This is a genomic window from Mesorhizobium sp. B2-1-3A (genome assembly GCF_006442655.1).
GTDB lineage: Bacteria > Pseudomonadota > Alphaproteobacteria > Rhizobiales > Rhizobiaceae > Mesorhizobium.
On record NZ_VFWK01000004.1, the window covers coordinates 116,248 to 140,049 of the forward strand.

General features: G+C 63.3%; 21 protein-coding genes and 2 tRNA genes. 4 read left to right on the forward strand and 19 right to left on the reverse strand.

Annotation, left to right across the window (positions count from 1 at the left end):
• Positions 1 to 91: 91 nt before the first annotated feature.
• Both FJ977_RS16245 and FJ977_RS16250 read left to right on the forward strand, forming a co-directional pair.
• Positions 92 to 706: a dimethylsulfonioproprionate lyase family protein gene (locus tag FJ977_RS16245; RefSeq protein WP_140773026.1), complete on the forward strand. Its 615-nt coding sequence runs from the start codon at positions 92 to 94 to the stop codon at positions 704 to 706.
• Positions 706 to 2,181, forward strand: coding sequence for a cobyric acid synthase (locus tag FJ977_RS16250; protein ID WP_140773028.1), 1,476 nt, complete (start codon positions 706 to 708; stop codon positions 2,179 to 2,181). The genes FJ977_RS16245 and FJ977_RS16250 overlap by 1 nt, the downstream gene beginning before the upstream one ends.
• Positions 2,182 to 2,457: 276 nt before the next feature.
• Here the strand turns inward: FJ977_RS16250 and FJ977_RS16255 are convergent, their stop codons facing one another.
• From FJ977_RS16255 to FJ977_RS16270, 4 genes are all read right to left on the reverse strand, one after another.
• Complete coding sequence (locus FJ977_RS16255) at positions 2,458 to 2,877, reverse strand: VOC family protein (protein WP_140773030.1); 420 nt, start codon at positions 2,875 to 2,877, stop codon at positions 2,458 to 2,460.
• Positions 2,878 to 3,005: 128 nt separating this feature from the next.
• Positions 3,006 to 3,836, reverse strand: a complete 831-nt coding sequence (locus FJ977_RS16260) for an AraC family transcriptional regulator (RefSeq protein ID WP_140773032.1) — start codon at positions 3,834 to 3,836, stop codon at positions 3,006 to 3,008.
• A gap of 101 nt (positions 3,837 to 3,937) precedes the next feature.
• On the reverse strand, positions 3,938 to 4,108 hold the full coding sequence (locus FJ977_RS16265; protein ID WP_080511798.1) for a hypothetical protein: 171 nt from the start codon (positions 4,106 to 4,108) through the stop codon (positions 3,938 to 3,940).
• 52 nt (positions 4,109 to 4,160) lie between these two features.
• Positions 4,161 to 4,946, reverse strand: coding sequence for a TSUP family transporter (locus FJ977_RS16270; protein WP_140773926.1), 786 nt, complete (start codon positions 4,944 to 4,946; stop codon positions 4,161 to 4,163).
• A 120-nt stretch (positions 4,947 to 5,066) separates the two neighbouring features.
• On the opposite strand from FJ977_RS16270, the gene FJ977_RS16275 reads away from it, so the two are divergent.
• Positions 5,067 to 5,498, forward strand: a complete 432-nt coding sequence (locus FJ977_RS16275) for a TerB family tellurite resistance protein (protein WP_027046940.1) — start codon at positions 5,067 to 5,069, stop codon at positions 5,496 to 5,498.
• Between the two features lie 15 nt (positions 5,499 to 5,513).
• Here FJ977_RS16275 and FJ977_RS16280 read toward each other — a convergent pair whose 3' ends face one another.
• The 5 genes from FJ977_RS16280 to FJ977_RS16300 form a co-directional block, all read right to left on the reverse strand.
• Positions 5,514 to 7,136, reverse strand: coding sequence for a dipeptide ABC transporter ATP-binding protein (locus FJ977_RS16280; protein WP_140773034.1), 1,623 nt, complete (start codon positions 7,134 to 7,136; stop codon positions 5,514 to 5,516).
• Positions 7,133 to 8,002, reverse strand: a complete 870-nt coding sequence (locus FJ977_RS16285; protein WP_140773036.1) for an ABC transporter permease — start codon at positions 8,000 to 8,002, stop codon at positions 7,133 to 7,135. Before FJ977_RS16285 ends, FJ977_RS16280 begins: the two co-directional genes overlap by 4 nt.
• Positions 7,999 to 8,946 (reverse strand): ABC transporter permease, encoded by a 948-nt coding sequence (locus tag FJ977_RS16290; RefSeq protein WP_140773038.1) that lies wholly within the window; start codon positions 8,944 to 8,946, stop codon positions 7,999 to 8,001. Before FJ977_RS16290 ends, FJ977_RS16285 begins: the two co-directional genes overlap by 4 nt.
• Before the next feature lie 260 nt (positions 8,947 to 9,206).
• Complete coding sequence (locus FJ977_RS16295; RefSeq protein ID WP_140773040.1) at positions 9,207 to 10,685, reverse strand: ABC transporter substrate-binding protein; 1,479 nt, start codon at positions 10,683 to 10,685, stop codon at positions 9,207 to 9,209.
• A 227-nt stretch (positions 10,686 to 10,912) separates the two neighbouring features.
• Complete coding sequence (locus tag FJ977_RS16300; protein ID WP_140773042.1) at positions 10,913 to 12,190, reverse strand: acetylornithine deacetylase/succinyl-diaminopimelate desuccinylase family protein; 1,278 nt, start codon at positions 12,188 to 12,190, stop codon at positions 10,913 to 10,915.
• Between the two features lie 220 nt (positions 12,191 to 12,410).
• On the opposite strand from FJ977_RS16300, the gene FJ977_RS16305 reads away from it, so the two are divergent.
• Positions 12,411 to 12,842 carry a L,D-transpeptidase gene (locus FJ977_RS16305; protein ID WP_140773044.1) on the forward strand — a complete coding sequence of 144 codons (432 nt, stop codon included), beginning with the start codon at positions 12,411 to 12,413 and terminating at the stop codon, positions 12,840 to 12,842.
• A gap of 66 nt (positions 12,843 to 12,908) precedes the next feature.
• Here the strand turns inward: FJ977_RS16305 and FJ977_RS16310 are convergent, their stop codons facing one another.
• The 10 genes from FJ977_RS16310 to FJ977_RS16355 all read right to left on the reverse strand — a co-directional run bounded on the left by FJ977_RS16310 (position 12,909) and on the right by FJ977_RS16355 (position 23,700).
• Positions 12,909 to 13,892, reverse strand: coding sequence for a lipid A biosynthesis lauroyl acyltransferase (locus FJ977_RS16310; protein WP_181179889.1), 984 nt, complete (start codon positions 13,890 to 13,892; stop codon positions 12,909 to 12,911).
• 13 nt (positions 13,893 to 13,905) lie between these two features.
• Positions 13,906 to 14,934 carry a zinc-binding dehydrogenase gene (locus FJ977_RS16315; RefSeq protein WP_140773048.1) on the reverse strand — a complete coding sequence of 343 codons (1,029 nt, stop codon included), beginning with the start codon at positions 14,932 to 14,934 and terminating at the stop codon, positions 13,906 to 13,908.
• A gap of 115 nt (positions 14,935 to 15,049) precedes the next feature.
• Positions 15,050 to 16,327, reverse strand: a complete 1,278-nt coding sequence (locus FJ977_RS16320; RefSeq protein ID WP_140773050.1) for a beta-ketoacyl-ACP synthase — start codon at positions 16,325 to 16,327, stop codon at positions 15,050 to 15,052.
• Positions 16,328 to 16,378: 51 nt separating this feature from the next.
• Positions 16,379 to 17,569, reverse strand: coding sequence for a beta-ketoacyl-ACP synthase (locus FJ977_RS16325; protein WP_140773052.1), 1,191 nt, complete (start codon positions 17,567 to 17,569; stop codon positions 16,379 to 16,381).
• 56 nt (positions 17,570 to 17,625) lie between these two features.
• The gene (locus FJ977_RS16330) at positions 17,626 to 17,919 is read right to left on the reverse strand and encodes an acyl carrier protein (protein WP_027029416.1); all 294 of its coding nucleotides are present in this window, start codon (positions 17,917 to 17,919) and stop codon (positions 17,626 to 17,628) included.
• A 235-nt stretch (positions 17,920 to 18,154) separates the two neighbouring features.
• Complete coding sequence (locus FJ977_RS16335; RefSeq protein ID WP_181179891.1) at positions 18,155 to 19,300, reverse strand: slipin family protein; 1,146 nt, start codon at positions 19,298 to 19,300, stop codon at positions 18,155 to 18,157.
• 362 nt (positions 19,301 to 19,662) lie between these two features.
• Positions 19,663 to 19,731: transfer RNA gene (locus tag FJ977_RS16340), tRNA-Leu, on the reverse strand.
• 5 nt (positions 19,732 to 19,736) lie between these two features.
• Positions 19,737 to 19,807, reverse strand: a tRNA-OTHER gene (locus FJ977_RS16345).
• 224 nt (positions 19,808 to 20,031) lie between these two features.
• Positions 20,032 to 20,580, reverse strand: coding sequence for a histidine phosphatase family protein (locus FJ977_RS16350; protein WP_140773054.1), 549 nt, complete (start codon positions 20,578 to 20,580; stop codon positions 20,032 to 20,034).
• Between the two features lie 99 nt (positions 20,581 to 20,679).
• Entirely contained in the window at positions 20,680 to 23,700 is a 3,021-nt protein-coding gene (locus tag FJ977_RS16355) for a caspase family protein (protein WP_140773056.1), read from the reverse strand.
• Between the last annotated feature and the right edge of the window lie 102 nt (positions 23,701 to 23,802).

The window sequence follows — 23,802 nt, forward strand, 5'->3', positions numbered from 1 at the left end:
TTGCGCGCGCACCAATCTAGACCAATGATGCCGCCGCGCAACCCGATCCCCTGCGGAGCGGCTGTGCGCCAATGCATGTCCGGAGCAAGATGTGACGACAAAATTCGATGAGCTGCTGGGACGGTTCCACGCCTATCTCGCTTCCGTGGATGACGCGCTGGTGCGCGACGCCGTCGTGCGCATCGGCTGGGATATGCCGGCCCGCGCGCTGGAGTCGCATGCGCTCGGTTGCCTGCGCCATCTCGCTCGCGTGGCTGACCTCGCACCGATGTCTGCGCAACCGCTGGTCCAATTGCTGGCGCAGCGACGCAACGAATTGCATTGGGGGCAGACCTACACCGGGGCCGATTTCGGCAAGACCTTCATCGACAATTATGGCTGGCTGGAATTGTTCGGCACGCGCGGTCATTTCGCCAATGATGAGGTGGCGGCCGGCCTGCTGATCCTTGGACCCGAAATCGTCTACCCAGACCATCATCACGTCGCCGAGGAGATCTACATCCCGCTGACCGGCGGCACGGAATGGCGCATGGGCGAGGGCGGTTTTCACAAGCGGGAGGCCGGCGAGGTCGTCCATCACGCTTCCAATGTCAACCATGCCATGCGAACCGGCAACGAGCCGCTTCTGGCGCTCTACATCTGGCGCGGCGGACCGCTGGCGCAGAAATCCACGATCACCGGAACCGCGGCGCAGGGCCGAAGCTGATGGCCAAGGCGATCATGCTGCAAGGGACGGGTTCGGATGTCGGCAAGACGGTGTTGGTCGCCGGCCTGTGCCGCGCCGCGAAAAAGCGTGGCCTGAAGGTGCGGCCGTTCAAGCCGCAGAACATGTCGAACAATGCCGCCGTCGCCGACATTCCCGGAGACAACAGCCATGGCGGCGGCGAGATCGGCCGCGCGCAATGGCTGCAGGCAATCGCTTGCGGTGTCGCGCCGTCGGTGCACATGAACCCGGTGCTGCTCAAGCCGCAGACCGATGTCGGGGCGCAGGTCATCGTCCAGGGAAAAGTGTTCGGCGAGGCGCGGGCGCGCGACTACCAGGCGCTGAAGGGCCGGCTGATGGATGCGGTTCTGGACTCCTGGGCCAAGGTCGGCGAGGGCGCTGATCTCATCATCGTCGAGGGAGCCGGCTCGCCGGCCGAAATCAACCTCAGAAGCCGCGACATCGCCAATATGGGCTTTGCCACGCGTGCCGATGTGCCGGTGGTGCTGGTCGGCGACATCGATCGTGGCGGTGTCATCGCCTCGGTCGCCGGCACGCATCTGATCCTGCCGGAAGAGGACCGGCGCATGATCGTCGGCTACCTCATCAACAAGTTCCGCGGCGACGTCTCGCTGTTCGATGACGGCATCAAGGTAATCGACAGTTTCACCGGCTGGCGCTGCTTTGGCGTCGTGCCGTGGCTGAAGGCGGCGGCGCGGCTGCCTTCGGAGGATTCGGTGGTGCTGGAACGGCTGGCGTCCGGCGAGGGGCGTGCGTTGAAAGTGGCGGTGCCGATGCTTGGCCGCATCGCCAATTTCGACGACCTCGATCCGCTCAAGGCCGAACCGCAGGTCGAAGTGGTGTTCGTGCCGCCGGGGAAGCCGTTGCCGGAGGACGCCGGGCTGGTGGTCATTCCCGGCTCCAAGTCGACGATCGGCGATCTCCTGAAGTTTCGCGAGAACGGCTGGGACCGGGATCTTGCCGTGCACCGCAACCGCGGCGGCCATGTTGTCGGCATTTGCGGCGGCTTCCAGATGCTTGGGCGTATGGTGCGCGATCCCGACGGAATCGAAGGCAGCGTCACCGAGGCCGAGGGGCTTGGCCTGCTCGACATTGAAACGGTGATGGAGCCAGAGAAGACGGTGCGCAATGTCAGCGCCCGCTCGGTCCAGTTCGACCTGCCGCTCGATGGCTACGAAATCCATCTCGGGCGTACCACCGGCCCGGATACGCTGCGGCCGTCGGCTGTCATCAATGGCGTCGACGATGGCGCGATCTCGGCCGATGGCAAGGTGATCGGCACCTATATGCATGGCCTGTTTGGCGCCGACGCCTTTCGCGGGAAATTCCTGGAAAGCCTCGGCATCAGGGGCGGTGGCATCGACTACCGCGCCGAAGTCGAACGGGCGCTGGACGAGGTCGCGGCCGAATTGGAGACCCATCTCGACTGTAACGCGATTTTCGGCCTGGCTCGGTAGGGGTCGGTTGGCGAACCACATGCTTCTGTTGTTGGCGAAGACGCCCTTCGCATCGTCATCCTATGGCGAAGCAAGGAGCGAAGCGACGCGGCGCAGACCATAGGATCCATGCCGGGACATCAAGGTGTTGCAACGGTGCAGAATTCTGCTCCGCTGCGCCTTTGATTAAGGTCACGGAATGGATCCTCGGGTCTCCGCGACGGAGCTTCGCTCCTGCTTCGCCCGTGGATGACGAAGTTGGTGTGCTTTCGCCAACCTTGAGCTTCCGCGGAGGACTCAGCCCTTATCCCCCGCCTTCGGCCAGTAAGTGCCGAACGACCAGACGCCGCCTTCCGGATCGCGGCAGATGAATTCGCGGCTGCCATAGTCGCGATCGACCAGTTCCTGGATGATCGTTGCGCCGGCCGTCTTCGCCCTCGCATAGGCGGCGTCGGCATCGTCGACGGCGATATAGATCGATTTGCCACCGCCTGTGCCCGGTTCGCCGACCATCTTGCCATAGTCGTCGTCGCGCGCGCTGCCCAGCATGATCATCGAGGCGCCGAAAACCAGTTCGGCATGGTGTACGACATCGCCTTCGCCATAGCGGGCGCGGACGCTGAAGCCGAAGGCTTCGCAGAGCCAGTCGATCATTTTCGCCGCGTTCTTGTAGCGCAGGGCAGGGTACAGGCGCGGGGCTTCGTTGCTGGTGGCCATGTCGATCTCCTTCAATGGGGTTGGTCGATGAATCCTGCTTGTGCATGTCGTCGTCCCGAAACCGCTACGCACTTTTGGGCGACATGCATCAATCTGGGTGAAGGCCGTTCCCGCGTCTTGAAGAAATGTTACCTGACCGAAAGTGCCGTCGGCGTCTCGCCGGCAAGGTCCCTGAATTCGCGCACCAGATGCGCCTGATCGGCATAGCCGCAATCGGCGGCGATATCGGCCCAATCGGCGGTCTGCTGCCGCGACAGGCCGAGCGCCCGGTTGAAGCGGACGATGCGCGACAATGTCTTTGGGCCGATGCCGATCGCATTCGAAAAGCTGCCGGCGAGATGCTTTCGGCTCCAGCCCAGTTTTTCGGCAATGGAGGAAATGCGGGCCCGACCGCCTGATGTGATGATGCGGTCATAGGCCCAGGCGATTTCGAGCGGAGTTTCGGCGGCGTTGGCAAGACGGGCGGCGACGAAAGCCTCTGCGAGATCGAAACGCGACGCCCAGTCCGGCGCGTTGCCGAGCCGTTCGCGCAGCGCCAGGCCCTCGGCGCCCAGCACGTCGTCGAGGACGGCCATGCTGTCGGTCAGTTCGCTCATCGGCAGGCGGAAGAAACGGCGTGCGCCAAGCGGCGTGAAGTTGACCTGCACGCAGCAGGCGGTGCCGAAGGATTCGATCATCACCGGTCCGGCAAAGAGGCCGGCGGCGAAACTGGCGAAGCGGTCATTGTCGCCGGGCGCCTTGCCGAGGCCGATGGCGAAGGGTTCGGCGAAGCTGATCACCAAAGGCACTGTGAGCGAAGCGTATTCGACATTACGGACATGGCCGGGCGCCGTTTCGCGATAGCCGCAAATGTCGGTGACGATACCATCAAGCACAGGATCGGGAAGGCGCCGGCGCATCTCGAAGCGCCCTGCGATGGAGCGGTCCTGTTCCTTCCGGCGCTGCATCTCGATTGGCATCGGCCATCCTTCTGCTCGGGAAATCTAGCAGACCGAAGGTCAGAATCAAAAGCGCCCGGCTTTTGGCCGGGCGCTCTGCGTCCCCACTTCAAGGGAACTTGTCAGGCGCCGCGCATCAGGCAGCCGGCGGCGAGCACTATGTAGGCAATCAGAACGATCCACACCGATGCAAGCGGGATAAAGGCGAGAACGCCAAGGGCGGCGAGAATGCCGATGATGGCAATGACAAGAGAAATGATGAAAACAATCTGGGTAGGCGCGCTGAGATTCATGTCCGGGCTCCTCCAACATGATTCGAACAGCGGCATAGTAACAGGCGCGTGATCACACACCAATCATGACACGCAGCGGATTGGCCGGGTCGGCCAGCAGTTTCACCGCCAGAGCCAGGCAGACGACCACCAGCAGCGGCTTGATCAGTCTGGCGCCGATGCGCATGGCGAGGCTCGCACCGACGCGGGCGCCGAGGAACTGGGCAACGCCCATCATCAGCCCGATCTTCCAGGAGATGACGCCGACAGCGGCGAAGACGATGAAGCCGCCGATATTGGAAGCGAAGTTGAGCAGCTTCGTATGTGCCGTCGCCTTGAGCACGCCGTAGCCGGCGAGGGCGACGAAGGCGAGCATATAGAAAGAGCCAGCGCCGGGGCCGAACAGGCCGTCATAGAAGCCGATTGCCGGCACCAGGGTCAGTCCGAACAGGAAGGGCGACAGGCGCTCGGCCCGGTCGACGTCGTTCATGTTGGGCTTGAGCGCGAAATAGAGTGCGATGGCGATCAGCACCAGCGGCAACAGGGCGCGCAACAGGTCGCCCGGAACGATAGTGGCCAGCAAGGCGCCAACGACACCCCCAGCGGCCGCCAGCAGGGCCGACGGCAATTGTCGGCGCAGGTCGACATGACCCCTGGAGGCATAGTGGATCGTCGCCGATCCGGAGCCGAACATGCCTTGCAGCTTGTTGGTCCCAAGCGCTTCGACCGGCGAGAACCCGGCAAGCAGCAGTGCGGGGATGGTGATCAGTCCGCCGCCACCGGCAATCGAGTCCACAAAGCCCGCTGCAAAGGCGGCCAAGGCGAGCATGGCGACAGTCTGGGTGGTGAGGTCGATCATCTGATATGTGGAGATGTCCGGTAGACTGGAGATAGCGGGGCGTTCGACCACGACAGCCCCGTTTGCGCAAGACCGATTCCGCGCTAACTCTATTGAAGAGGAATCGGAAAGGGGCCGCCCATGGCATTCGCATTGCTGGACCAGATACGCTCGATCTTCGACGGCGACCCCGGCGTGCGCAAGGTCGCGGACGATCCGGTGCTGTCGGCCGAACTTCTGATGCTTTTCCGCATGATCCTGGCCGATGGGACGGTCAGCGAGAGCGAGATGGTTGCCTTCCGGCGCATCTGCAAGGATGCCTTCGGCATCCAGGAAACCAGCATCGACGCCGTCATCGAATATCTCAACGAGTTCGGCTACGAGACCAACGGCTCGCAGGCGATCGCGCTGTTTCGCGACCTCGACGTCGAACGGCGCAAGCAACTGGCCCAGCACATGGCGGAAATCGCCAAGGCGGATTCGCAACTGGCCGAGAGCGAGGTGCGCCTCTTGCGCCGCACGCTCGACCTGCTCGACATCAGCCCGGTCGATGTGGTGAAGCCGGAAGAATAGGGGCTGTCATCCCGCTCACCCTTGCTCTTGCATCTTCCGGGCGATCGCTCGGTGCAGGTCTGGCGCGGCGGTGACCAGCGCCCGTGCCGCTTCTGATTGGGGATGGTCCAGCACCTTGTTCGTCTTGCCGCGCTCGACGATCCTGCCTTCATGCATCACCAGAACCTCGTCGGTGATGGCGCGGGCGACGGTCAGGTCATGGGTGATGAAGAGGTAGGCAATGCCGAGCTTCTGGTTGAGCTCGGCGAACAGATCGAGGATCTGGGCGCGGATCGAGACGTCGAGCGCCGAGACCGGCTCGTCGGCGACGACCAGCTTGGGGCGGGTGATGATGGCTCGGGCAATCGACAGGCGCTGGCGCTGGCCGCCGGAGAACTCGTGCGGGTACTTCTCCATGTCGCGCTGGTCGAGGCCGACTTCGTGCAGCGCATGCGCCACCATCTCGCGGCGCTCGGCGCGCGTTGGTTTTTTCTCCAGCACATGCAAGGGTTCCGAGACCAGTTTTTCGACCTTCTGGCGCGGGTCGAAGGAGCCGTAAGGATCCTGGAAGACAACCTGCATGTCACGCCGGGCCGGCTTCAACTCGGCTTCGCTCTTGCCGGTGATCGCTTCGCCGCGAAACCGGATCATGCCTGAACTCGGCCGGTCCAGCGCCAGGATCATGCGCGCGAGCGTCGACTTGCCACAACCGGAGCGGCCGACCAGCGCCACCGACTGGCCTGGCGTCATCGACAGCGATACGTCGTCGACGGCGCGGATGTCAGGCGTGCGGCTAAACAGCGAGGCGCGGCGGCCGCGATAGTCGCGGGTTACACCTTCGACCTGGAGCAGGGGCTTGCCCTGGCTAGCGTCATGTCGTCTGGCGCGTGCCGGCACATGCATCGAGGCTTGCGCCAGCTGGCGCGTATAGGGGTGGAGTTGTTCGGACAGCGTGCGCGCGGTATCTCCGGCCTCCATCACCTCGCCGCGGCGCAGGATGGTGATGCGGTCGGCCATCTCGGTCACCACGGCGAGGTCATGCGAGATCAGCAGCAGGCCCATGCGGCTCTCCGCGACGAGGTCACGCAGAAGGTCCAGGATCTGCGCCTGCAGCACGACGTCGAGCGCCGTCGTCGGCTCATCGGCTATCAGCAGTTTCGGTTTCAGCGCGCAAGCAATGGCGATGACGACGCGCTGGCGCTGGCCGCCGGACAGTTCATGCGGATAGCGCGACATCGGGAATTTTGCCGAGGGCAGGCCGACCCGGTCGAGCATTTTTCGCGCCCGCTCCTCGGCTTGCGCGCGCGTCGCCTTGGTGTGCCAGCGTATGCCCTCGGCTACCTGTTCGCCGATGGTCTTGACCGGGTTCAGCGCCGTCATCGGCTCCTGGAAAACCATGCCGATGTCGTCGCCGCGCAGGGCGCACATCTGGTCCTCGCTTGCCGCCAGGATATCTATGCCGTCGAACGAGACGCGCCCGGTGGCGCGCGCTGCATGGGGAAGAAGCCGCATCATCGTCAGCGCGGTCATCGATTTTCCTGAGCCGGATTCGCCAACCAGCCCCATGACCTCGCCGGGCGCGACGGAAAGCTCCATGCCTTTCAGGATCCGCGTGTCGCCGATGGACAACGACAGGTTCTCGATCTCCAGCAGGCTCATCGCTGCCGCCGCGATTTCGGGTCGAGAATATCGGCGATGCCGTCGCCCAGAAGATTGAGCCCAAGCACGGTGATGACGATCGCCATGCCGGGGAAGATCGCCATCCAGGGGGCCACCACCATGCGGGTCTGGGCGTCGAACAGCATGCGGCCCCAACTCGGCATTGGCGGCTGCGCGCCGAGACCGAGATAGGAAAGCCCGGCCTCGGCCAGGATACCCAGCGCGAACTGGATGGTGCCCTGGACCAGCAGCAGCGTGGCGATGTTGGGCAGCACATGTTCGACGGTGATCTGCGTGCTGCTCTTGCCCGCTGCGCGCGCGGCAAGAATGAATTCGCGCGGCCAGATCGCCAGCGCGCCGGCGCGGGCGACGCGGGCAAAGACCGGGATGTTGAAGATGCCGATGGCGATGATGGCGTTGACCGCGCCCGGCCCGAAGATGGCGGTGATCATGATGGCCGACAGCAGCGCGGGGAAGGCGAAGGCCAGGTCGTTGACGCGCATCAGCGCCTCGTCGACCAAGCCGCCGCGTGCCGCGGCAAAGGCGCCGAGCGGCACGCCGATACCCATGCCGATGCCGACCGCGACCAGCGCCACGGCGATCGAATTGCGGGCGCCGACCATGATCATCGACAGGATATCGCGGCCGAAATGGTCGGTGCCGAACCAGTGCGCCGGCGAAGGTCCTTGCGTCTTGTCCGCAATGATCAGCTTCGTCACGTCGTACGGCGTCCAGACATAGGAGACTATAGCCATCGCCAGGATCAGCACGGTGATGACGAAGCCGGTGACGAAAGCCGTGTTTCGGAACGCCTTGGCCAGAATGGAGCTGAATGTCTCCTCGGGGATATCGAGGTGCAAGGTCATTGCAGGCCTCTCAGGCGCGGATCGACGACCGCGTAGGAAAGGTCGACAACGAGGTTGACGGCAATGACCGCGGCGACCAGCAGCATGACGACGCTTTCGACGACGATCAAATCGCGCTGCGTGATCGCCTGGAACACCAGCCGGCCGAGGCCGGGCAAATAGAAGACGTTCTCGATGATGATCGTGCCGGCAAGCAGGAAGGCGAATTGCAAGCCGAGGATGGTCAGCACCGGGATCATGGCGTTGCGCAGCGCATGCCGCCACAGCACGGCGCGATAGGGCAGGCCCTTGGCGCGGGCGGTGCGGATGTAGTCCTCGTTCAGCACCTCGATCAGGGCCGAGCGGGTGACACGCGCCAGGATCGCTGCTTGCGGCAGCGCAAGGGCGACCGCCGGCAGAAGCAGAGATTTCAAGGCTTGCCATGCGCCGGCTCCCCAGCCGGGAAACCCGCCTGCCGGCACCAGCCGCAACCAGACGGCGAAGACATAGATCAGCATCAGCGCGAACCAGAAATTGGGCACGGCGACGCCAAGCTGTGCCGCGCCCATGGAAATCGTGTCACCGGCGCGGCCGCGCCGACTGGCGGAAAACAGGCCGACCGGAATGGCGATGAGGGTGGAGAGCGCGAGCGCGATCAGCGCCAGAGGCAGGGAAACGGCCAGGCGTTCGCGCACGAGGTCGATGACCGGCACCGAATAGGTGTAGGAGCGGCCGAAATCGAGGCTGAGCAGGCCGCCGGCCCAGTGAAGGTAACGCCAGGCCAGCGGCGCGTTGAGACCCATCTGGTTGCGCAAGAGCTCGACCTGGTCGGCACTTGCGTTCATGCCCAGCATAAGCCGCGCCGGATCGCCCGGCAGGATTTCGAGCACGGCGAACACCACGATGGAGGCCAGCACCAGCGTGGCGAGCGAGATGGCCAGGCGCTTGAGGAGGTAGGCAGTCATGGGAGGCGCCGGACGACAGTAGCGTCGTCATCCTGGGGCGAAGCAGGAGCGAAGCGACGTCGCGAAGACCCCAGGATCCATGCTGTGACAGAGATCAAAGAGCGCGACGGTTCAAAACCAGCGCCTCCTTCTGTCTCCACTGCTGCGTCTCCCAGATTCTGCGCCCCGGGGGGGCGCTCGTAAGTCACGGAATGGATCCTAGGGTCTACGCAGCCGCTGCGCGCCTGCTTCGCCCTAGGATGACGAAACCGAGAAGAGCCTCACTCGCTCCACTTCACCTTGGTCAGATCGTTGGCGGGGATCGGGGCGTTTTCCCACAAGCCTTGCAGCTTGGCGTCCCAGACCCCGACCTTGGGCAGTTCGTAGAGGAAGCCCACCACGGCGTCGTCGGCCAGGATCTTTTGCGCTTGCGCATACAATTCCTTGCGCTTGGCTTCGTCGGAGGTCAGTTCCAGATCGGCAATGACCTTGTTGAAGGCGGGGTTGTCGTAATTGAAGTAGTAGTCCTTGCGCGCGTAGATATCGATGTCGTTCGGCTCGGTATGGGAGACGATGGTCAGGTCGTAGTCCTTCTTGGTGAACACCTGGTCCAGCCACTGCGCCCACTCGACGGGGATAATTTCCAGGTTGATGCCGACATCGCGCAGCTGCGAGGCGATGATCTCGCCGCCGAGCCGCGCATAGGTCGTCGGCGGCAGCTTCAACGTGGCCTTGAAGCCGTTCTCCAGTCCCGCCTCCTTGAGGAGTTCCTTGGCCTTGGCCACGTCGTGCGGATAGCGGCCGGTCAGGTCGACATAATATTTGTTAGCCGGCGACATATGCGAGCCGATTGGCAGGCCGAGCCCGGCCGAGGCGCCGTCGATGATTGCCTTGCGATCGAGCGCGTAGGAGATAGCCTGCCTGACCTGCAGCTTGTCGAAGGGTGGCTTCTTGTTGTTGATGGATAGGATGGTCTCGCCTTCGGTCGCGCCGACAACAACCTTGAAGCGGGGATCATCCTTGACCTGCGCGACGCTGTCGGGATCGAAGAAGGGGAAAGCCTGTATGTCGCCGGAAAGCAGAGCCGGCACCGCGGCCGCGGCATCGGGAACGATGCGGAATTCGACCTTTTCGAGGAAAGCAGGAGTGCCCCAGTAATGATCCGATTTCACCAGGGTGATCGATGAGCCCTTGGCCCAGCTTTGGAATTTGAAGGGGCCGGTGCCAACGGGCTTTTCCTTGTTGGTGTCGGCGGATTTCGACGACACGATCACCGCATCGCCCCAGCCCATATTGTAGAGGAACGAGCCTTGCGGGTGGGTGAGCGTCACCTTTACGGTGGCGGGGTCGACCACGTCGACCTTGTCGATGGCGGCAAAGAGCTGCTTTTGCGCGTTGACGGAGTTTTCCGCGCGGGCACGGTCGAGCGAGAACTTCACGTCGTCGGCGCTGAAATCGGCGCCGTCGTGGAATTTCACGCCGGTGTGCAGCTTGAAGGTGTAGACCTTGCCGTCATCGGAAATGGTCCAGCTTTCGGCGAGATCCGGCAGAACCTCGCCATTGGGGCCGATCCGGGTCAGGCCCTCGAACACGTTGGCGTAGGTGACCTCCCTGATAGCCGCGGCCGCTCCCGCCGTCGGGTCGAGATGCGGGGGTTCAAGCGGAATGCCGATGACAAGATCGGTCCGGGCGGCAAACGCCGAAGTGGCGGTTGCGACCGCCAGCACGGCAGCGGCCAGAAGGGTCTTCCACAGTTTCATCGCTGAACTCCCCATGTGCTCAAATGCTCAAGCCTAAAGCGCGTCGCGTTGAAACGGATCCATGCGACGCGCTTTAGGTCCTTGTTTTTATGCATGTCGTTCTCCCAAAACCGAGGTCACTTTTGGGCGAGATGCATTAGGGATAGAAGCGTGATTTCGCGCGGGAGTAAATTGCGTTTCGTGCTGTCGCGCCGCGGCAGGAGAAATGTTTTTGCGCCGCAGGCCGATCATCCGATTGTGCCGCGCAGCAGCACGTTGAGCCCGATCGCCATCACCTTGGCCGATTCCACCATGTCCTCTATGCCGACCCACTCGTCCGGCCGGTGGGCGAGGTCGAGAATGCCCGGTCCATAGGCGATGCAGTCGTAGATATGGCCGATGCGGGCAATGTGCTTCTGGTCGTACGTGCCGGGCGAGATGACGTAGTCGGGTTCGCGGTCGAAGATCGCATGAATGCCTTGCGCCACGGCCTTGACCACCGGCGCTTCGCGCTCGGTCATCAACGGCAGTACTTCCATCAGGTCGCGGATCTCGTAATCGAATTTTTTGCGCTCGCGCTTCAGCCGCTCGAGGATGCCGGTCACCTCACCCTTGACCGTCGCCAGATCTTCCTCAAGCAGGAAGCGGCGGTCGATGGTCAGCCGGCAGGAATCGGGCACGTTGGGCGAGGGTAGGCCGGGCCGGAAATCCTCGGTCTGGCCGCCGTGGATGGAATTGATGTTCATGGTCGAGCGCCTGGCGCCTTCGGGCACGACCGGCATGCGCGTCACCTTGCGGTCGAGCGCCGGGAACAGTTCATCCTCGAAAGCCTTGAGCACTGCGCCCATATGGCGCACCGCATTGTCGCCGAGAAACGGCATCGAGCCATGCGCGATCTCGCCCTTGGTCTCGATCTCCGCCCACCAGACGCCGCGGTGGCCAAGGCAGATGCGGTCCTTGTTCAACGGTTCGGGGATGATGACGTGGTCGACCTTGGGCTTGGAGAAATAGCCGAGGCCGGCCAGATGGGCGACGCCGCCGAAGCCGCCGGATTCCTCGTCGACCGTGCCGGATATTTCGATGGCGCCGGGAAAATCGGGATAGACGTCCATGAAGGCTTCGACCGCGATGATCGACGCGGCCAGGCCGCCCTTCATGTCGCAGGCGCCACGTCCATAGACCTTGCCGTCCTTGACGATGCCGGCAAACGGATCGACGGTCCAGCCGTCGCCAGCCTCGACGACGTCGATATGCGAGTTGAAGTGGACGCAGGCACCGGGCGATCGGCCGTCGAAACGGGCCACGACATTGACGCGTGGGTAGCGGTCGGTGTCGCCCGGCGCGCCTTCGGCGCGGATGAATTCGGTTTCAAAACCACGCTTCCTCAGCCGCGCGCCAAGATATTCGGCGCATGGCCGGTAGGCTTCGCCCGGTGGGTTGATGGTCGGAAAACGGATGAGGTCGGCGGTCAGCGCGACGACATCGTCGCGCCTGTCATCGATTGCTTGCAGGAGTCTCTCGTTCATCGGGAGAGTTGAGCAGCGATCGGTGTTGCATTGCAAGCCCGCCAGGCATCAAGCCTGCGCGACGTGTCGTTGCGGCAACTATCGCGGGAAATCGTTCAAATTCGCTGCTTTGGATTGGGGAATTGATCAAGGAGTGTGTGCTATCTGTTCACTGCCATTAAAAAGGTGAAAAACAACGTGATGGCAAGCAGGCAAGGGGCAATCAAAGGGGTTTGATCGCATGAAGAAGTTCTTTCTCGTGGCAGCGGCGATGTTGGCAACCGCGCTGTTGGGTACGCCGTCCGCAAGTTACGCGGCGATGTTGGAAGCGAAGATCGACGTGTCGTCGCAGACGATGACGGTGCGGTACGGGTCGGAGGTCTATCGCTGGGCCGTGTCGACCGCCCGCTCGGGTTATTTCACCCCGCGCGGCACATATCGGCCGCAGCGAACCGCCAAGATGTGGTATTCGCGCAAGTACGACATGTCGCCGATGCCTTATTCGGTGTTCTTCCATGGTGGCTATGCCATCCATGGGACGGGCGCTGTCAGGCAACTCGGCCGTCCGGCCTCGCATGGCTGCGTGCGGCTGCACACGGCCAATGCCGCGGCCTTCTATTCGATGGTGCGGGAAGTGGGCTTCGGCAACACGCGCATTGTCGTGACGAACTGAAACGTCCCGGATTCGCCGGTCGCATCAATAGCTGGCGTAGAGTCGCTTTCTCGCCAGCAGCTTGGGCTAGGCGCTCGCGGCAGGAGCCGGCTTCGGCCGCTTCTTGCGCCGCCAGTTGCTGATTTCCCACCTTTTGTGAAACCACATCCACTGGCCGGGATCCTCGCGCACCCAGCGCTCGACCACATCGTTCAGCATCTGGGTGGTGGCGTGGACGTCGACGCTGCCGTCAGCGGTGCGCGGCAAGACCAGCTTGTCCTCGATCTCGAGCCGGAAACGGTTGCCTGGCAATCTGATGCAGCGCGCCGGATAGACGTCGCAGTCATAGTGGCGGGCAAGGGTGCCGAGCACACGGTTGCTCTGGCAGGGACGGCCGAAGAAGGTCGTGTCGAGACCGTTGGAGAATTTCTGGTCGACAAGGACGCCGATATTGCCGCCGTTTTCCAACACAGACGCCAGGGCAAACGAGGCTCCTGCCATCGACGGCAGCAGCGATCCCATGGTCGAGCGGCGGGTCGAAAGTATGTAGTCGGCAAGATAGGGATTGTTGGGCGGGCGAAACAGCGCCGTGATGTTCATGCCGAAAGTTGCCGCCGCCACCGGCAGCAGTTCGAAATTGCCGAGATGGCCGGTGAAGACGATGTGCGGCTGCTTCTCCGCGGCGATCTCGACGAAATGTTCTGTTCCCTTGACCTCGACGCGGCCGGGCTTGCTGGCGGCAGGGTCATAGTCGAACAGGGCGTCGAGGAAGATGTATTCGGCGGCGAGGCGGGCCATGTTGCCCCACATGTCGGAGGCGATGGCCTGGATTTCGTCCTCGCTCTTTTCCGGATAGGCCTTGCGCAGATTGTCGATGGCGACCTGATGGCGTCCGACCCTGGGGCCAATGAGGCGCGCGACCCGGTCGGCGAAATTCAATGCGCTGTCGACCGGCAGCAGGCGCAGCACCGAAAGGATGATCATCGCCGCACGCGCAACCAGCCAGTAGTTGGCCTGGCGCAACTGCCGGCCGTAGCGAAATCTGAGGTCGCGGCGAAACTTCTTGAGCACCGAGGTCAAGGCCCTAGGCGACGCGCAGGATGATCTTGCCGAAGACGTCGCGGCCTTCCATGCGCTTCAGCGCGGCGTCGATATCGTCGAATCCGACCTCGGTGTCGATGACCGGTGCGACCTGTCCCGCCGCCATTTTCTGCATGGCGTTGGCCATGTTCTCCATGCGGCAGCCGAAAGATCCGAGCAGCTTCAGTTGCTGCTGGAACAGCTGCATCAGGTTGATCTGCGTCGACACGCCAGAGGTTGAGCCGCAGGTCACCAGGCGGCCGCCGCGCTTCAGGCACAGCATCGAGCCGGCAAAGGTGTCGGCGCCGACATGTTCGAACACGACGTCGACACCCTTCTTCTTCGTCAGCTTGCGCACGACGCCTTCGAAGCGGTCGTCGCGATAGTTGATGACATGGTCGGCGCCGAGCGCTTTGGCCTTGTCGATCTTGTCGTTCGAGCCGACCGTGGTGATGATGGTGCAACCCATCCGCTTGGCGAGCTGAATGGCGGCCGAGCCGATGCCAGAGCCGCCGGCATGGATGAGGATGGTTTCACCCGGCTGAAGCCTGGCATTGTCGAACAGCATATGCTCGACAGTGCCGAAGGTGACAGGCGCCACCGCGGCGCCAATGTCGGTCACGCCGGGTGGGGCGGGGACCAGCAGGCGTGCGGGCAGGTTGATCTTTTCCTGCGCGAAGCCGTCGAGATGGAAACCGTGAACGCCGGAAACATGTTCGCACAGATTGTCGCGGCCTTCGCGGCAGGCGCGACAAAGGCCGCAGGTGCGCGCGCCATAGATCGACACCAATTGTCCGGGCAGCAGGCTGGAAACGCCGGGGCCGACCGCCTCGACCTCGCCAGAGGCTTCAGCACCGACGACCAGTGGCAGCTTGCGCTTGGCGAAGGCCATGCCGCGCCAGCCCCAGACGTCGATGTGGTTCAGCGCCACCGCCTTGATGCGCAGCGTGACTTCGCCAAGTGCGGGTGGCGGCGGGGGCGGCAGGTCCACCGTTTCGAGACGGCGGTCCTCGATAAGTTGCAGTGCGCGCATAAGCCTGTCGGTTCTGTTCTAAAGCGCGTCGCGCTTCAGCTCTTGGTTTTATGCATGTCGTTGTCGCAGAACCAAGGTCACTTTTGCGCGACATGCATTGGCGGAAAGCGCTCGCTTAGACCGGTTCCCGCGCCATGACAAGGCAAGTGTTCTGGCCGCCGAAGCCGAAGGAGTTCGACAAAACACTGCGAACCTCGGCGTTGCGCTTCTTGTTCGGCACCACGTCGAGGACGATCGCCGGGTCGGGATTGTCGTAGTTGATGGTCGGCGGGATGACGCTTTCACGCATCGTCATCAGCGAGAACGCCGCCTCGACGGCTCCGGCCGCCGACAGCGTGTGGCCGATCATCGACTTGTTGGACGAAACCGGCATGGAGCTTATGCGCTCGCCGAATACGGTCGACAGTGCCAGATGTTCCATCTTGTCGTTCTCGGGAGTCGACGTGCCGTGGGCGTTGACATAGTCGATCTCGTCTTCACTCAGGCCGGCATCGGCGAGGGCGGCGCGAACCGCGGCGATGGCGGGTGAAGCGTCCGGCTTCGAGCGGGTGCGGTGGAAGTCGTCGGCCTTCTCGCCGCAACCGCTGAGGACGCCAAGAATGGTCGCGCCGCGAGCCAATGCCGCCTCAAGCGATTCCAACACCAGTGCCCCGGATCCCTCGGCCAATACGAAGCCATCGCGATCCTTGGAGAAAGGCTTCGATGCCTTTTCGGGAATGTCGTTGTGCGTGGAGAGCGCCGAAAGCAATGAGAAGCGGATCAGTGCCTCGGCGGTGGCGGAACCGTCCGCGCCGATCGATAGCGCACGGTCGCATTCGCCGCGCCGGATCGCCTCGACACCGAGCTGGATCGCGGTGGCGCCTGAAGCGCAAGCCGTCGACAGGGTGATCGGCAGACCGCGCGTGCCAAGGCGGTCGGCAAGGCGGTCGGCGATCGAGCCGAACTGGGTGGTCTCGAAAATATCCAGCTCTTTCAAGCTGCGCGCCACCCGAAGCAGTCTTTCGGCGGCGGTGTCATCCTTGTCCTTGTCGGAATTGTAGAGCGAGAAGCGCTCGGCCCAGTCGAGTTCGACCGGCGGCGATGCAAGGAAAAGCGGTCCGCCGAAGTCGCTGGAATCAAGACCGGATTCGGTCACCGCTTCGAGGCCCGCAAGCTCGGCCAGCTCATAGGTGAGCGGGCTGGCACCTTTCGAACTCGACGGCAGGAAATCGACCATGCCGGAGATGCGGGTGTTCAGTTGGTCGATGGGAAAGCGGGTGATCGGGTGGATGCCCGACTTGCCGGAGGTCAACGCCGCCCAATTGTCGGTCTTGCCGACGCCAAGCGAGGTGACCACGCCGATGCCGGTGACGGCGACGATTGGCCTGCCCATGTGATCGTTCAGATTGGCCATCCGGGAGCCCTCGAGCGTTTATCGTTGCAGCATGGATCGCGGAGCGCCGCGTTAGCCGGCGTTGACCAGCGCCATGCCCTCGAATTGGTGATAGCCGATCGCCGTTGCAAGGACGCTCGCGGGAATGCCTTCGAACGGCTTCTCGGCCGCGGCATCGAAAACAGGGTAAGCGGCCTTGCGGTCGACGGCGAGTGCCGCCAGCGCCACGGCGAAGGGAAACTGTGCTTCCTTCATGTGTCCGGTCAGTGTCGAGAAGCCGCGCGCGGCGATCCCGGGATTGGCATCGAGTACTGCCTTCTCGGCAGTGGTTGCGGCATGCGCGCCCGAGGCGCCCGACAGGGCAAGCAGCTTGCCGTTCGGCAGCGCCGCCTGGCCGAGCAGCGCGGCAATCTCGGCATCGAGCTCTCCGCGTGGCCGCCTGGCGCGGCCTGAGACGACCGGGCCGAGTTCAGCATAAATCTTGCGCCCGCGGCTTGTCGCGTGTTCGCGCTGCTCCAGCACAAGGAAGGCACCGCCGGATCCGGTGACGATGCCGCCGCCCTCGGCGCCCTGTCTTTGCCACACGGGTTTCCAGGGGCCGCGATGCAGATAGCCGGCAAGCTCGTAACCGAGCAGCATGTCGGAATGTTCGGTCTGGAAGGCGCCGCCGACCAGGATGTGCGTCGACTGGCCGGAGCGGATGCGCGCGGCGGCCGTTTCGACGGCGGCGACCCCGGCACCTTCCTCGCCCATGAAGGTGCGCGACGAGCCCGTCACCTTGTGGACGATGGAGATGTTGCCGGCGAGCAGGTTGGAAAGCTGCGCCAAAAACAGGGTCGGCCGCAACTCGGTGGTCAGCTTCTCATTGAGCAGCACGTCGCGGTCGTTGCGGCTTTCCGAAGCGGCGAGAATGGCGGCATCGACCGCCTCGTCGCGCTCGCCGCCGCCGGCGGCCACAACCATGTCCATGGTCGTGCTGAGCTCGTCATTGCCTTTGATGCCGGCGTCGTCGAGCGCAAGCCCAGCGGCATAGGTGCCGAGCCGCTGCCATGTTTCCATCTGCCGCTGGTCGCCTCGCTTGGCGATCTGCAGGTTCCAGTCGATCTCCGGCAGCGGATGGACGGTGTAGGGCGCAAAGCGCGCGGCTTCGAGCACCGGCTGCAGGCCCGGCTGCGCCAGCTTCTGCCAGTGGGCGTCAGGGCCTTCTCCCAGCGAGGAGACAAGGCCGATACCAGTGATGACGACGTCGCGGGGGCTGCTCATGGGCGGCTTTGTGGGTCAGGCGGCGGAGCGCGTCAAGGTCGCGCGCTCAACTGACGTCAGGCGGTCTTGGCGGCGACCAGCGCGTCGATCTTGGCGCACAGGTTCTTCATGACGAAGTAGTCGTCGGTCGACGCCTTGCCGTCATTGACTTCTTGGGTCCACTTTTCCAGCGGCACCTTGATGCCGAATTCCTTGTCGATGGCGAAGACGATGTCGAGGAAATCAAGGCTGTCGATGCCGAGATCGTCGATCGTGTGGCTCTCGGGTGTGATGGTGTCGATATCGATCTCGCTGGTGTCGGCAATGATCTTGGCGACTTTGTCGAACGTGGTGGAATTCGTGGTGGACAACGGGGCTTTTCCTTCTTTGCGGGCGGAATCTGTCCGCATCTTGTTTGGGCGCTGTCTAATCGGTTTTTCCGGGCAGGAAAAGGCCTGATAGTCCGGGCGCAGATGGGTAGGCTGCCCAAGAAACGCAAGAAGGGCCGCCGGTCAACCCGGCGGCCCTTCCCATTACGTCACGTCAGTCTCTGTTTCGATGCCTGTCGTTTTCCCAAAACCGGAACCAATTTTGGGCGACATCCCATCAGTTGTCGCGGAGCTTGACCAGATCGTTGAGCAATCCGCCCGTTCCGTTGTGGACGGTCAGCCGCTCGACCTTGCCGGCGATGGTTTCCAGAGCCTCGAGCTCCTTCAGCCGCAGCATCACCGGGTTCTCCGCCATCACCCTGGCCGTGTTGAGCAGCGAACGCGTGGCGTTCGTCTCCTCGCGGCGGCGGATGACATTGGCCTCGGCCTGCTTTTCGGCCGACACCACCTGGTTCAGGATCTCGCGCATCTCGCCCGGCAGGATGACATCCTTGAGGGCGATATCGCTGACCTCGACACCGATCTCGGCCATGTCGGCACGGACCTTGGCTGCCGCTTCCTCGTCGACCGTCACCTTCTTTTCAAGGATCTGGTCAAGCGTCAGCGCGCCCAGCGTCTTGCGGAAAGCGTATTGCAGGGCGCGGTAAAGGGCTTCAGAGAAGTCCTTCACGGCACTCACCGCCTTGACCGGATCGACGACCCGGTATTCGGCGGCGATATTGACGCGGATCGTCACGCGATCCTTGGTCAGCACTTCCTGCCCGGCGACGTCGAGCGACTGGCGCTTGAGGTCGACGACCTTCATCTGCACCATGCGTCCGACATTCCAGAAGCCGTGCACGCCCGCGGAAAGCGTCCGGACCAGGACGCCGTCGATGAACAGCAACCCGGCCTGCCCGTCGAGGACCGGATGGACCGACATCAACTCCGCCTTCCTGGCCTGGCCGAGCCGGCGCATGACCGCCGGATCGATGGCCAGATCGGCCGATGTGTCGATCAGCGCCACCGTCCACGGACCGGCATCCGTCCACAGCACCAGCTTGCGGTCCGGTGCCAGCACGGCATGCAAATTGCCGTCACGCTCGATGACGGCGACATCCGTGCGCCCGGTGCGAACGACGGTGAAATGACGCGCGGCCACATCCGGGAGCTTGTCGAACAACGCCTTCTCATATGCCGAAACGAATTCCGGGTTCTTCAGATCGTGCCGCGACACTTCCAGGCTTCCGCGCCGATTGGCGAGCGAGTGCTCGCCCGGCAGCAGGACGGCCTTGATCTCCCCCTTGTGGAGGGTGAGGGCACGTTCGTTTTCCTTTACGAGGACGCGCTGGCGTCCAAGAACCTTGTCGAGAATAGTCGTCATTTTATTACTCCTGTCGGGCATGGCCCCATGCGAGGCGTCACGTCATGCGTCGATCTTCCCTTCGTTTCTCGTTTCACGTCGTCATGGTCCGGACACGAATGATCCGGGGACTGGTGGCATCAATCCGTGGCGGGTCTTCGGGAGCGGGTCGCGGGGCAGCGAAGCGGGCTCGGCAAGCCGTGGCCTGCCTTGCCGGCGACACCGCGCCTTGACCGTCACCGCGGACCTGGCCGCGAGCCGATGGCGTCAAACCTTTCGATACGGCCTTGGCCCGAAGGCTTCGGTCGTCCGTCAGGTCTTCGGCATTCCAGTCCCCGGACCGTTTTTCAGATAACACCGTGGCAGGGTGCTGGCTTATCAGGCCAATGGAGAAGGATTCGAACCTTCGACAATCAGAACCTAAATCTGATGCTCTACCAAACTGAGCTATCCGCGGTGCAGACAGCAGGAATCGAACCTGCGACCTCCGGACCCAAATCCGGCGCTCTACCCCTGAGCTACATCCGCGACCCCAATCCCCAAAGCGGCGCCGTATACAGGGCGGCAACGCCGCCTGCACGGGCGGAGACGAAAGCTCCAACCGTTGTGCTCACTTCGGTTCTCGTGACCGGGAGCGCGGCTATAGAGCCTGCGACGGGTTGTCGCAAGCGGCATTGTCGGGGCGAATTCGCGGCTTTTTTCAGTGGTGGCAATTCGGCAACACTGCGTCCAACGTTGGAAGCGCGGTACCGTTAGAAGGTGACGCGACCGAGTACACGCAGGCCGTCGCCCTGCGGCTCGACGATCACGGCTTCGCCCTCTCGCGGCGAAACCCCGGTCAGCGCCATGATGTCTTCCAGATGGGTGACCATGACCAGGTTGTCGGAACCGGAATAGGCGCGGATTTCCTTCATGATGGCGGCGATCTGCGCTGCCTTCTGCGCATCGTCGCCCTTCAGCAGATCGAGCGGCGCAAAAAGCTCCGGCTCGGCCTCGAAGGCGATGCGCGCGGTGTCGAGGCAGCGGCAATAGCGGCTGGACAGCACGCGCTCGATCGGCGCGGCGCGGGCGGCAAACAAGGCGCCGATCTTGCTTGCCTGCTGCTTGCCGCGCGCCGAGAGGTTGATCTGGGTGGCGCAGCTGTCGACGTCGAAATTAGCCGGATCGTTGGTGCCGGTGACCATGGCATGGCGCAGCAGCACCACATGGCCGCCATCGCGCAGCAACGCCCAGCCGGCATCCGTGGCATGGGCCGCGACGGGAATGACGAGCAGGAACAAGGCCAGGGCAAATCGAATCATCGCGGTCCTTCCAGGAGCCTGACACCGGGCTCCGGTCATTCGCATATAGGGATCGGAAGGCCGGCACAAAGACAAGCGGGCGTCGCGGACGTCCCAGACTCACTTTTTGGCGAGCTGCTGCTTCACCAGATCGATCTTCTGGTCGGTGAGCGGGATGGGGATGGTGTAGCCGGCTTCGGTGAAGCCCTGCTTGGCGTTCTCGAAGAACTCTATGGCCCTGAGATATTCCGGCTTGCCGCCGCCATAGCTGGCGCGGTTCCAGTGGATATCGCCGAGATTATTCTGTTCGAAAGCCCATTGCATGGGCTGGTTTTCCCTGGTGAACACCTTCAGCGTCGCGGTGAAAGCCGCCTCGGCCTCGTCGAGATATTTGCCGGTCCGTTCGATGTTGCCGAGGTTGAGCAGGCTCATGCCGATGCCGTTCTGGGCGTTGGCCCAGTCGACCGGTGCGGACTCGATGGACAGCACTTCAAGTGCCGCCCGCCGCGCCGCGATCGAATCCTGCAAGGTTTTCGGATCGGCATTGCTCATGCTCAGCCAGTGTAGCGTCGAGCCCAGACCGGCCTGGGCCAGCGCCCATTGCCGGGGGTTCGTCTCGCGCTTGTATTCGCGCAACGCATTCCGATAGGCGTCGACCGCCTCGCTGTAATGCTCGGGCTTGTCCGTCACGCCGCCAAGAAGCTGCAGCGTGTTGCCGAGATTGTAGTAGCTCATGGCCCAATCCAGCGGGAATTTCCGCCTGACATAGATCTGCCGGGCTGCCTGGAAGGCTGCCGCCGACTGTTCGAGCTTGGCCGCATCGCGGGTCCGCTGGCCAAGCGTCTGGTAGATCGAGCCGAGATTGTTCTGCGCCGACGCCCAATCCATCGGGAACCGCTGGCGGGTAAACACCGTCAGCGCGTCGTCATAGGCCGCGGCGGCCTCTTCGAGCGTGCCCGTGCCCATATCGAAGCGGGCAACCCCGCTCAGTGCGTTGCCGAGGTTGAGCCGGCTGGTCGCCCATGACACCGGGAAGGTCTCGCGGGTCCGCACCTTCAGCGCCGCGCGGAACGCATCGGCCGCCTCGTTGATCTTGGCCTTGTCGTTGAGCTGGATGCCTGAAGTCACGAGGGTATTGCCGAGATTGTTTTCGACCATCGCCCATTCCACGGGCGTTTTCTCGCGCGTGTATTCCCCAAGCGCCAGCCGGTAGGCTGCTTCCGCATCCTTCAGATGCCCGCCGTCGGGCTCTCGCTCCGAGAGCGCATAGAGCGCGAGGCCGAGATTGTTCTGCGAAGCGGCCCAGTCGAGCGGCAGCTTGTCGCGCGGGCGCTTTTCCAACGTGGCGCGCATCGCCGCCACTGCTTCATTGAGTCGCTTTGGGTCACTCTCGCGTTCGCCGATCTTCAAAAGCACATTGGCGAGATTGTTCTGCGCGGCGGCCCAATTGGGGTCGTCCTTCTCGCGCTCGAAGACGACAAGCGAATCGCGGAAGATCTGTGCTGCCTCCTCGAGACGCGCGGTCTCGGTCTCGCGCTCGCCGATGGTCTGCAGCACCACCGCCATATTGTTGCGGGTGATCGCCCAATCCCTGTTCTGCTCGCCGTTGGGAATGAAGTTCAGGATGACGTGATAGGCTTCGATCGCGTGCTGCAATGCATCGAGGTCGCCGGTGGCATAGCCATAGGCGTTGAGTGCCTCGGCTTCCTGGTTCTTGTAGTTCCAGCGCAGCTTGTCGTCCCATTTCTCGGCCAGCGAGAAGGCTTTGGCGTAATCGTTGGCGGCGGATTTGTAGTCGAAGACCAGGGCGGCGGCGTCGGCGCGTTTGGCGTAGATAGCGGCGTCGGCGATGCGTTTCTGTCGGACCAGGTCCTCGGCCTCGTCAACCGCGTCGCTGTTCTGCTCGACCCTGCCGACCGCGTCATCGAGGAATTTGCGCGCCGTCACCATGGCGCCCTGGCCTATGGCCTTGTCGGCGGACGCGACCAGCCGCTTGATCTCCGGATCGTCCGTGCGCAGCGCCGCGCGCTCGGACATCATCTTCTTCAGCCGCTCGGCTTGGGCGTCGAGCACCTTCTGCAGGTCGGCCGGATCCTCGGGGATCTTTTCCGTGCCGAGTGCCCTGAGCACCCCATAGAGCGCGTCGAGCGGCACTCCGTCCTGCAGCGAGGCCAGTTCCACCTGCGCCCGCTTGGGATCGGGCAGGTCGGAGATGGTCAAGAGCAACTGCCGTCTTTCGCCGGTGATCAGCCCGTCATCGCCTGTCGGTTCCGGTGGCGCGACGCCGAAATAGAGCAGCCGGCGCAGGCTTTCATTGACCCAGGGGCGCTGCTTTGCCTTGGTGTCGAGATAGACCTCCTCGGTCACCATGCGCATAACCGAGCCGAACTCCGTGCCTTTCATCGCCGCGAGGTGGCGCAGCAGCGCGGCCGCGTAAGGGCTGTTTTCACCGGGGGCGCCATCCAGAGCCGGACGCCCCGGTTCGGCGGCGAAGCCGACCACCGTGCCCAGGCTCGCATCCGCCGCCGGTGCGTTGCCGAGGGCCTTGGCACCACGCAACGGTTCCAGCCCGCCAGCACCGATCGGCTCGGCGGAAGCGGTTGGCGCGCGCCGCACCACGGCGTCGGCCGGAAACGGATTGGTGCGGCAGGCGTCGAGCAGCATGATCGTCACCGGCACGGTCTTTTTCAATTCATCCATGACGGCGGACATAGGCACCAGGGCCTGACCGGCATCCTTGAGCGACGAGACGTCGGCATCGACAGGAACCAGATAGTTTTCGCCACCGGCTTCGATACCGTGGCCGGAATAGTAGATGAAGGCGACGTCGGCGCCTTCGGCATCCTCGACGAACCGTTCGAGGTCGCGCTTCAGCTTGCCGGCATCGCGATCGGTGACGTTGCGGGCGTCGAAGCCGAGGTCGGTCAGCATCTTGGCCATGTCGCGGGCGTCGTTGGCCGGGTTGGGCAGGGCGGCGATGTGTTCGTATTTCGACTGACCGATAATCAGCGCCACACCCTTGAGGTTTTTCGATTCGGCAAATGCAAACGCCGTCGCGGCAAGACAAAACAGAGCGGCGACGAAGGCCGTCAGCCACATCCGCGCAAAAAGATTGCGTCCTGAGGTTTCGACAAAGGTCATTTGTCGTTCGTGTCCGCCCTGATGTTCCAAACCCTCTATAACGCTGCCAGCAGACCATGATCAAATTCAGGCATGATCAAATTCGGGCATGATCAAATTCGG

Excerpts from the sequence above, each read along its gene's own strand:
- FJ977_RS16250 (WP_140773028.1), top strand. The coding sequence starts at position 706 with ATGGCCAAGGCGATCATGCTGCAAGGGACGGGTTCGGATGTCGGCAAG.
- FJ977_RS16255 (WP_140773030.1), bottom strand. The coding sequence starts at position 2,877 with ATGGCCACCAGCAACGAAGCCCCGCGCCTGTACCCTGCCCTGCGCTAC.
- FJ977_RS16260 (WP_140773032.1), bottom strand. The coding sequence starts at position 3,836 with ATGCCAATCGAGATGCAGCGCCGGAAGGAACAGGACCGCTCCATCGCA.
- FJ977_RS16265 (WP_080511798.1), bottom strand. The coding sequence starts at position 4,108 with ATGAATCTCAGCGCGCCTACCCAGATTGTTTTCATCATTTCTCTTGTC.
- FJ977_RS16270 (WP_140773926.1), bottom strand. The coding sequence starts at position 4,946 with ATGATCGACCTCACCACCCAGACTGTCGCCATGCTCGCCTTGGCCGCC.
- FJ977_RS16275 (WP_027046940.1), top strand. The coding sequence starts at position 5,067 with ATGGCATTCGCATTGCTGGACCAGATACGCTCGATCTTCGACGGCGAC.
- FJ977_RS16280 (WP_140773034.1), bottom strand. The coding sequence starts at position 7,136 with ATGAGCCTGCTGGAGATCGAGAACCTGTCGTTGTCCATCGGCGACACG.
- FJ977_RS16285 (WP_140773036.1), bottom strand. The coding sequence starts at position 8,002 with ATGACCTTGCACCTCGATATCCCCGAGGAGACATTCAGCTCCATTCTG.
- FJ977_RS16290 (WP_140773038.1), bottom strand. The coding sequence starts at position 8,946 with ATGACTGCCTACCTCCTCAAGCGCCTGGCCATCTCGCTCGCCACGCTG.
- FJ977_RS16295 (WP_140773040.1), bottom strand. The coding sequence starts at position 10,685 with ATGAAACTGTGGAAGACCCTTCTGGCCGCTGCCGTGCTGGCGGTCGCA.
- FJ977_RS16300 (WP_140773042.1), bottom strand. The coding sequence starts at position 12,190 with ATGAACGAGAGACTCCTGCAAGCAATCGATGACAGGCGCGACGATGTC.
- FJ977_RS16305 (WP_140773044.1), top strand. The coding sequence starts at position 12,411 with ATGAAGAAGTTCTTTCTCGTGGCAGCGGCGATGTTGGCAACCGCGCTG.
- FJ977_RS16315 (WP_140773048.1), bottom strand. The coding sequence starts at position 14,934 with ATGCGCGCACTGCAACTTATCGAGGACCGCCGTCTCGAAACGGTGGAC.
- FJ977_RS16320 (WP_140773050.1), bottom strand. The coding sequence starts at position 16,327 with ATGGCCAATCTGAACGATCACATGGGCAGGCCAATCGTCGCCGTCACC.
- FJ977_RS16325 (WP_140773052.1), bottom strand. The coding sequence starts at position 17,569 with ATGAGCAGCCCCCGCGACGTCGTCATCACTGGTATCGGCCTTGTCTCC.
- FJ977_RS16335 (WP_181179891.1), bottom strand. The coding sequence starts at position 19,300 with ATGACGACTATTCTCGACAAGGTTCTTGGACGCCAGCGCGTCCTCGTA.
- FJ977_RS16350 (WP_140773054.1), bottom strand. The coding sequence starts at position 20,580 with ATGATTCGATTTGCCCTGGCCTTGTTCCTGCTCGTCATTCCCGTCGCG.
- FJ977_RS16355 (WP_140773056.1), bottom strand. The coding sequence starts at position 23,700 with ATGACCTTTGTCGAAACCTCAGGACGCAATCTTTTTGCGCGGATGTGG.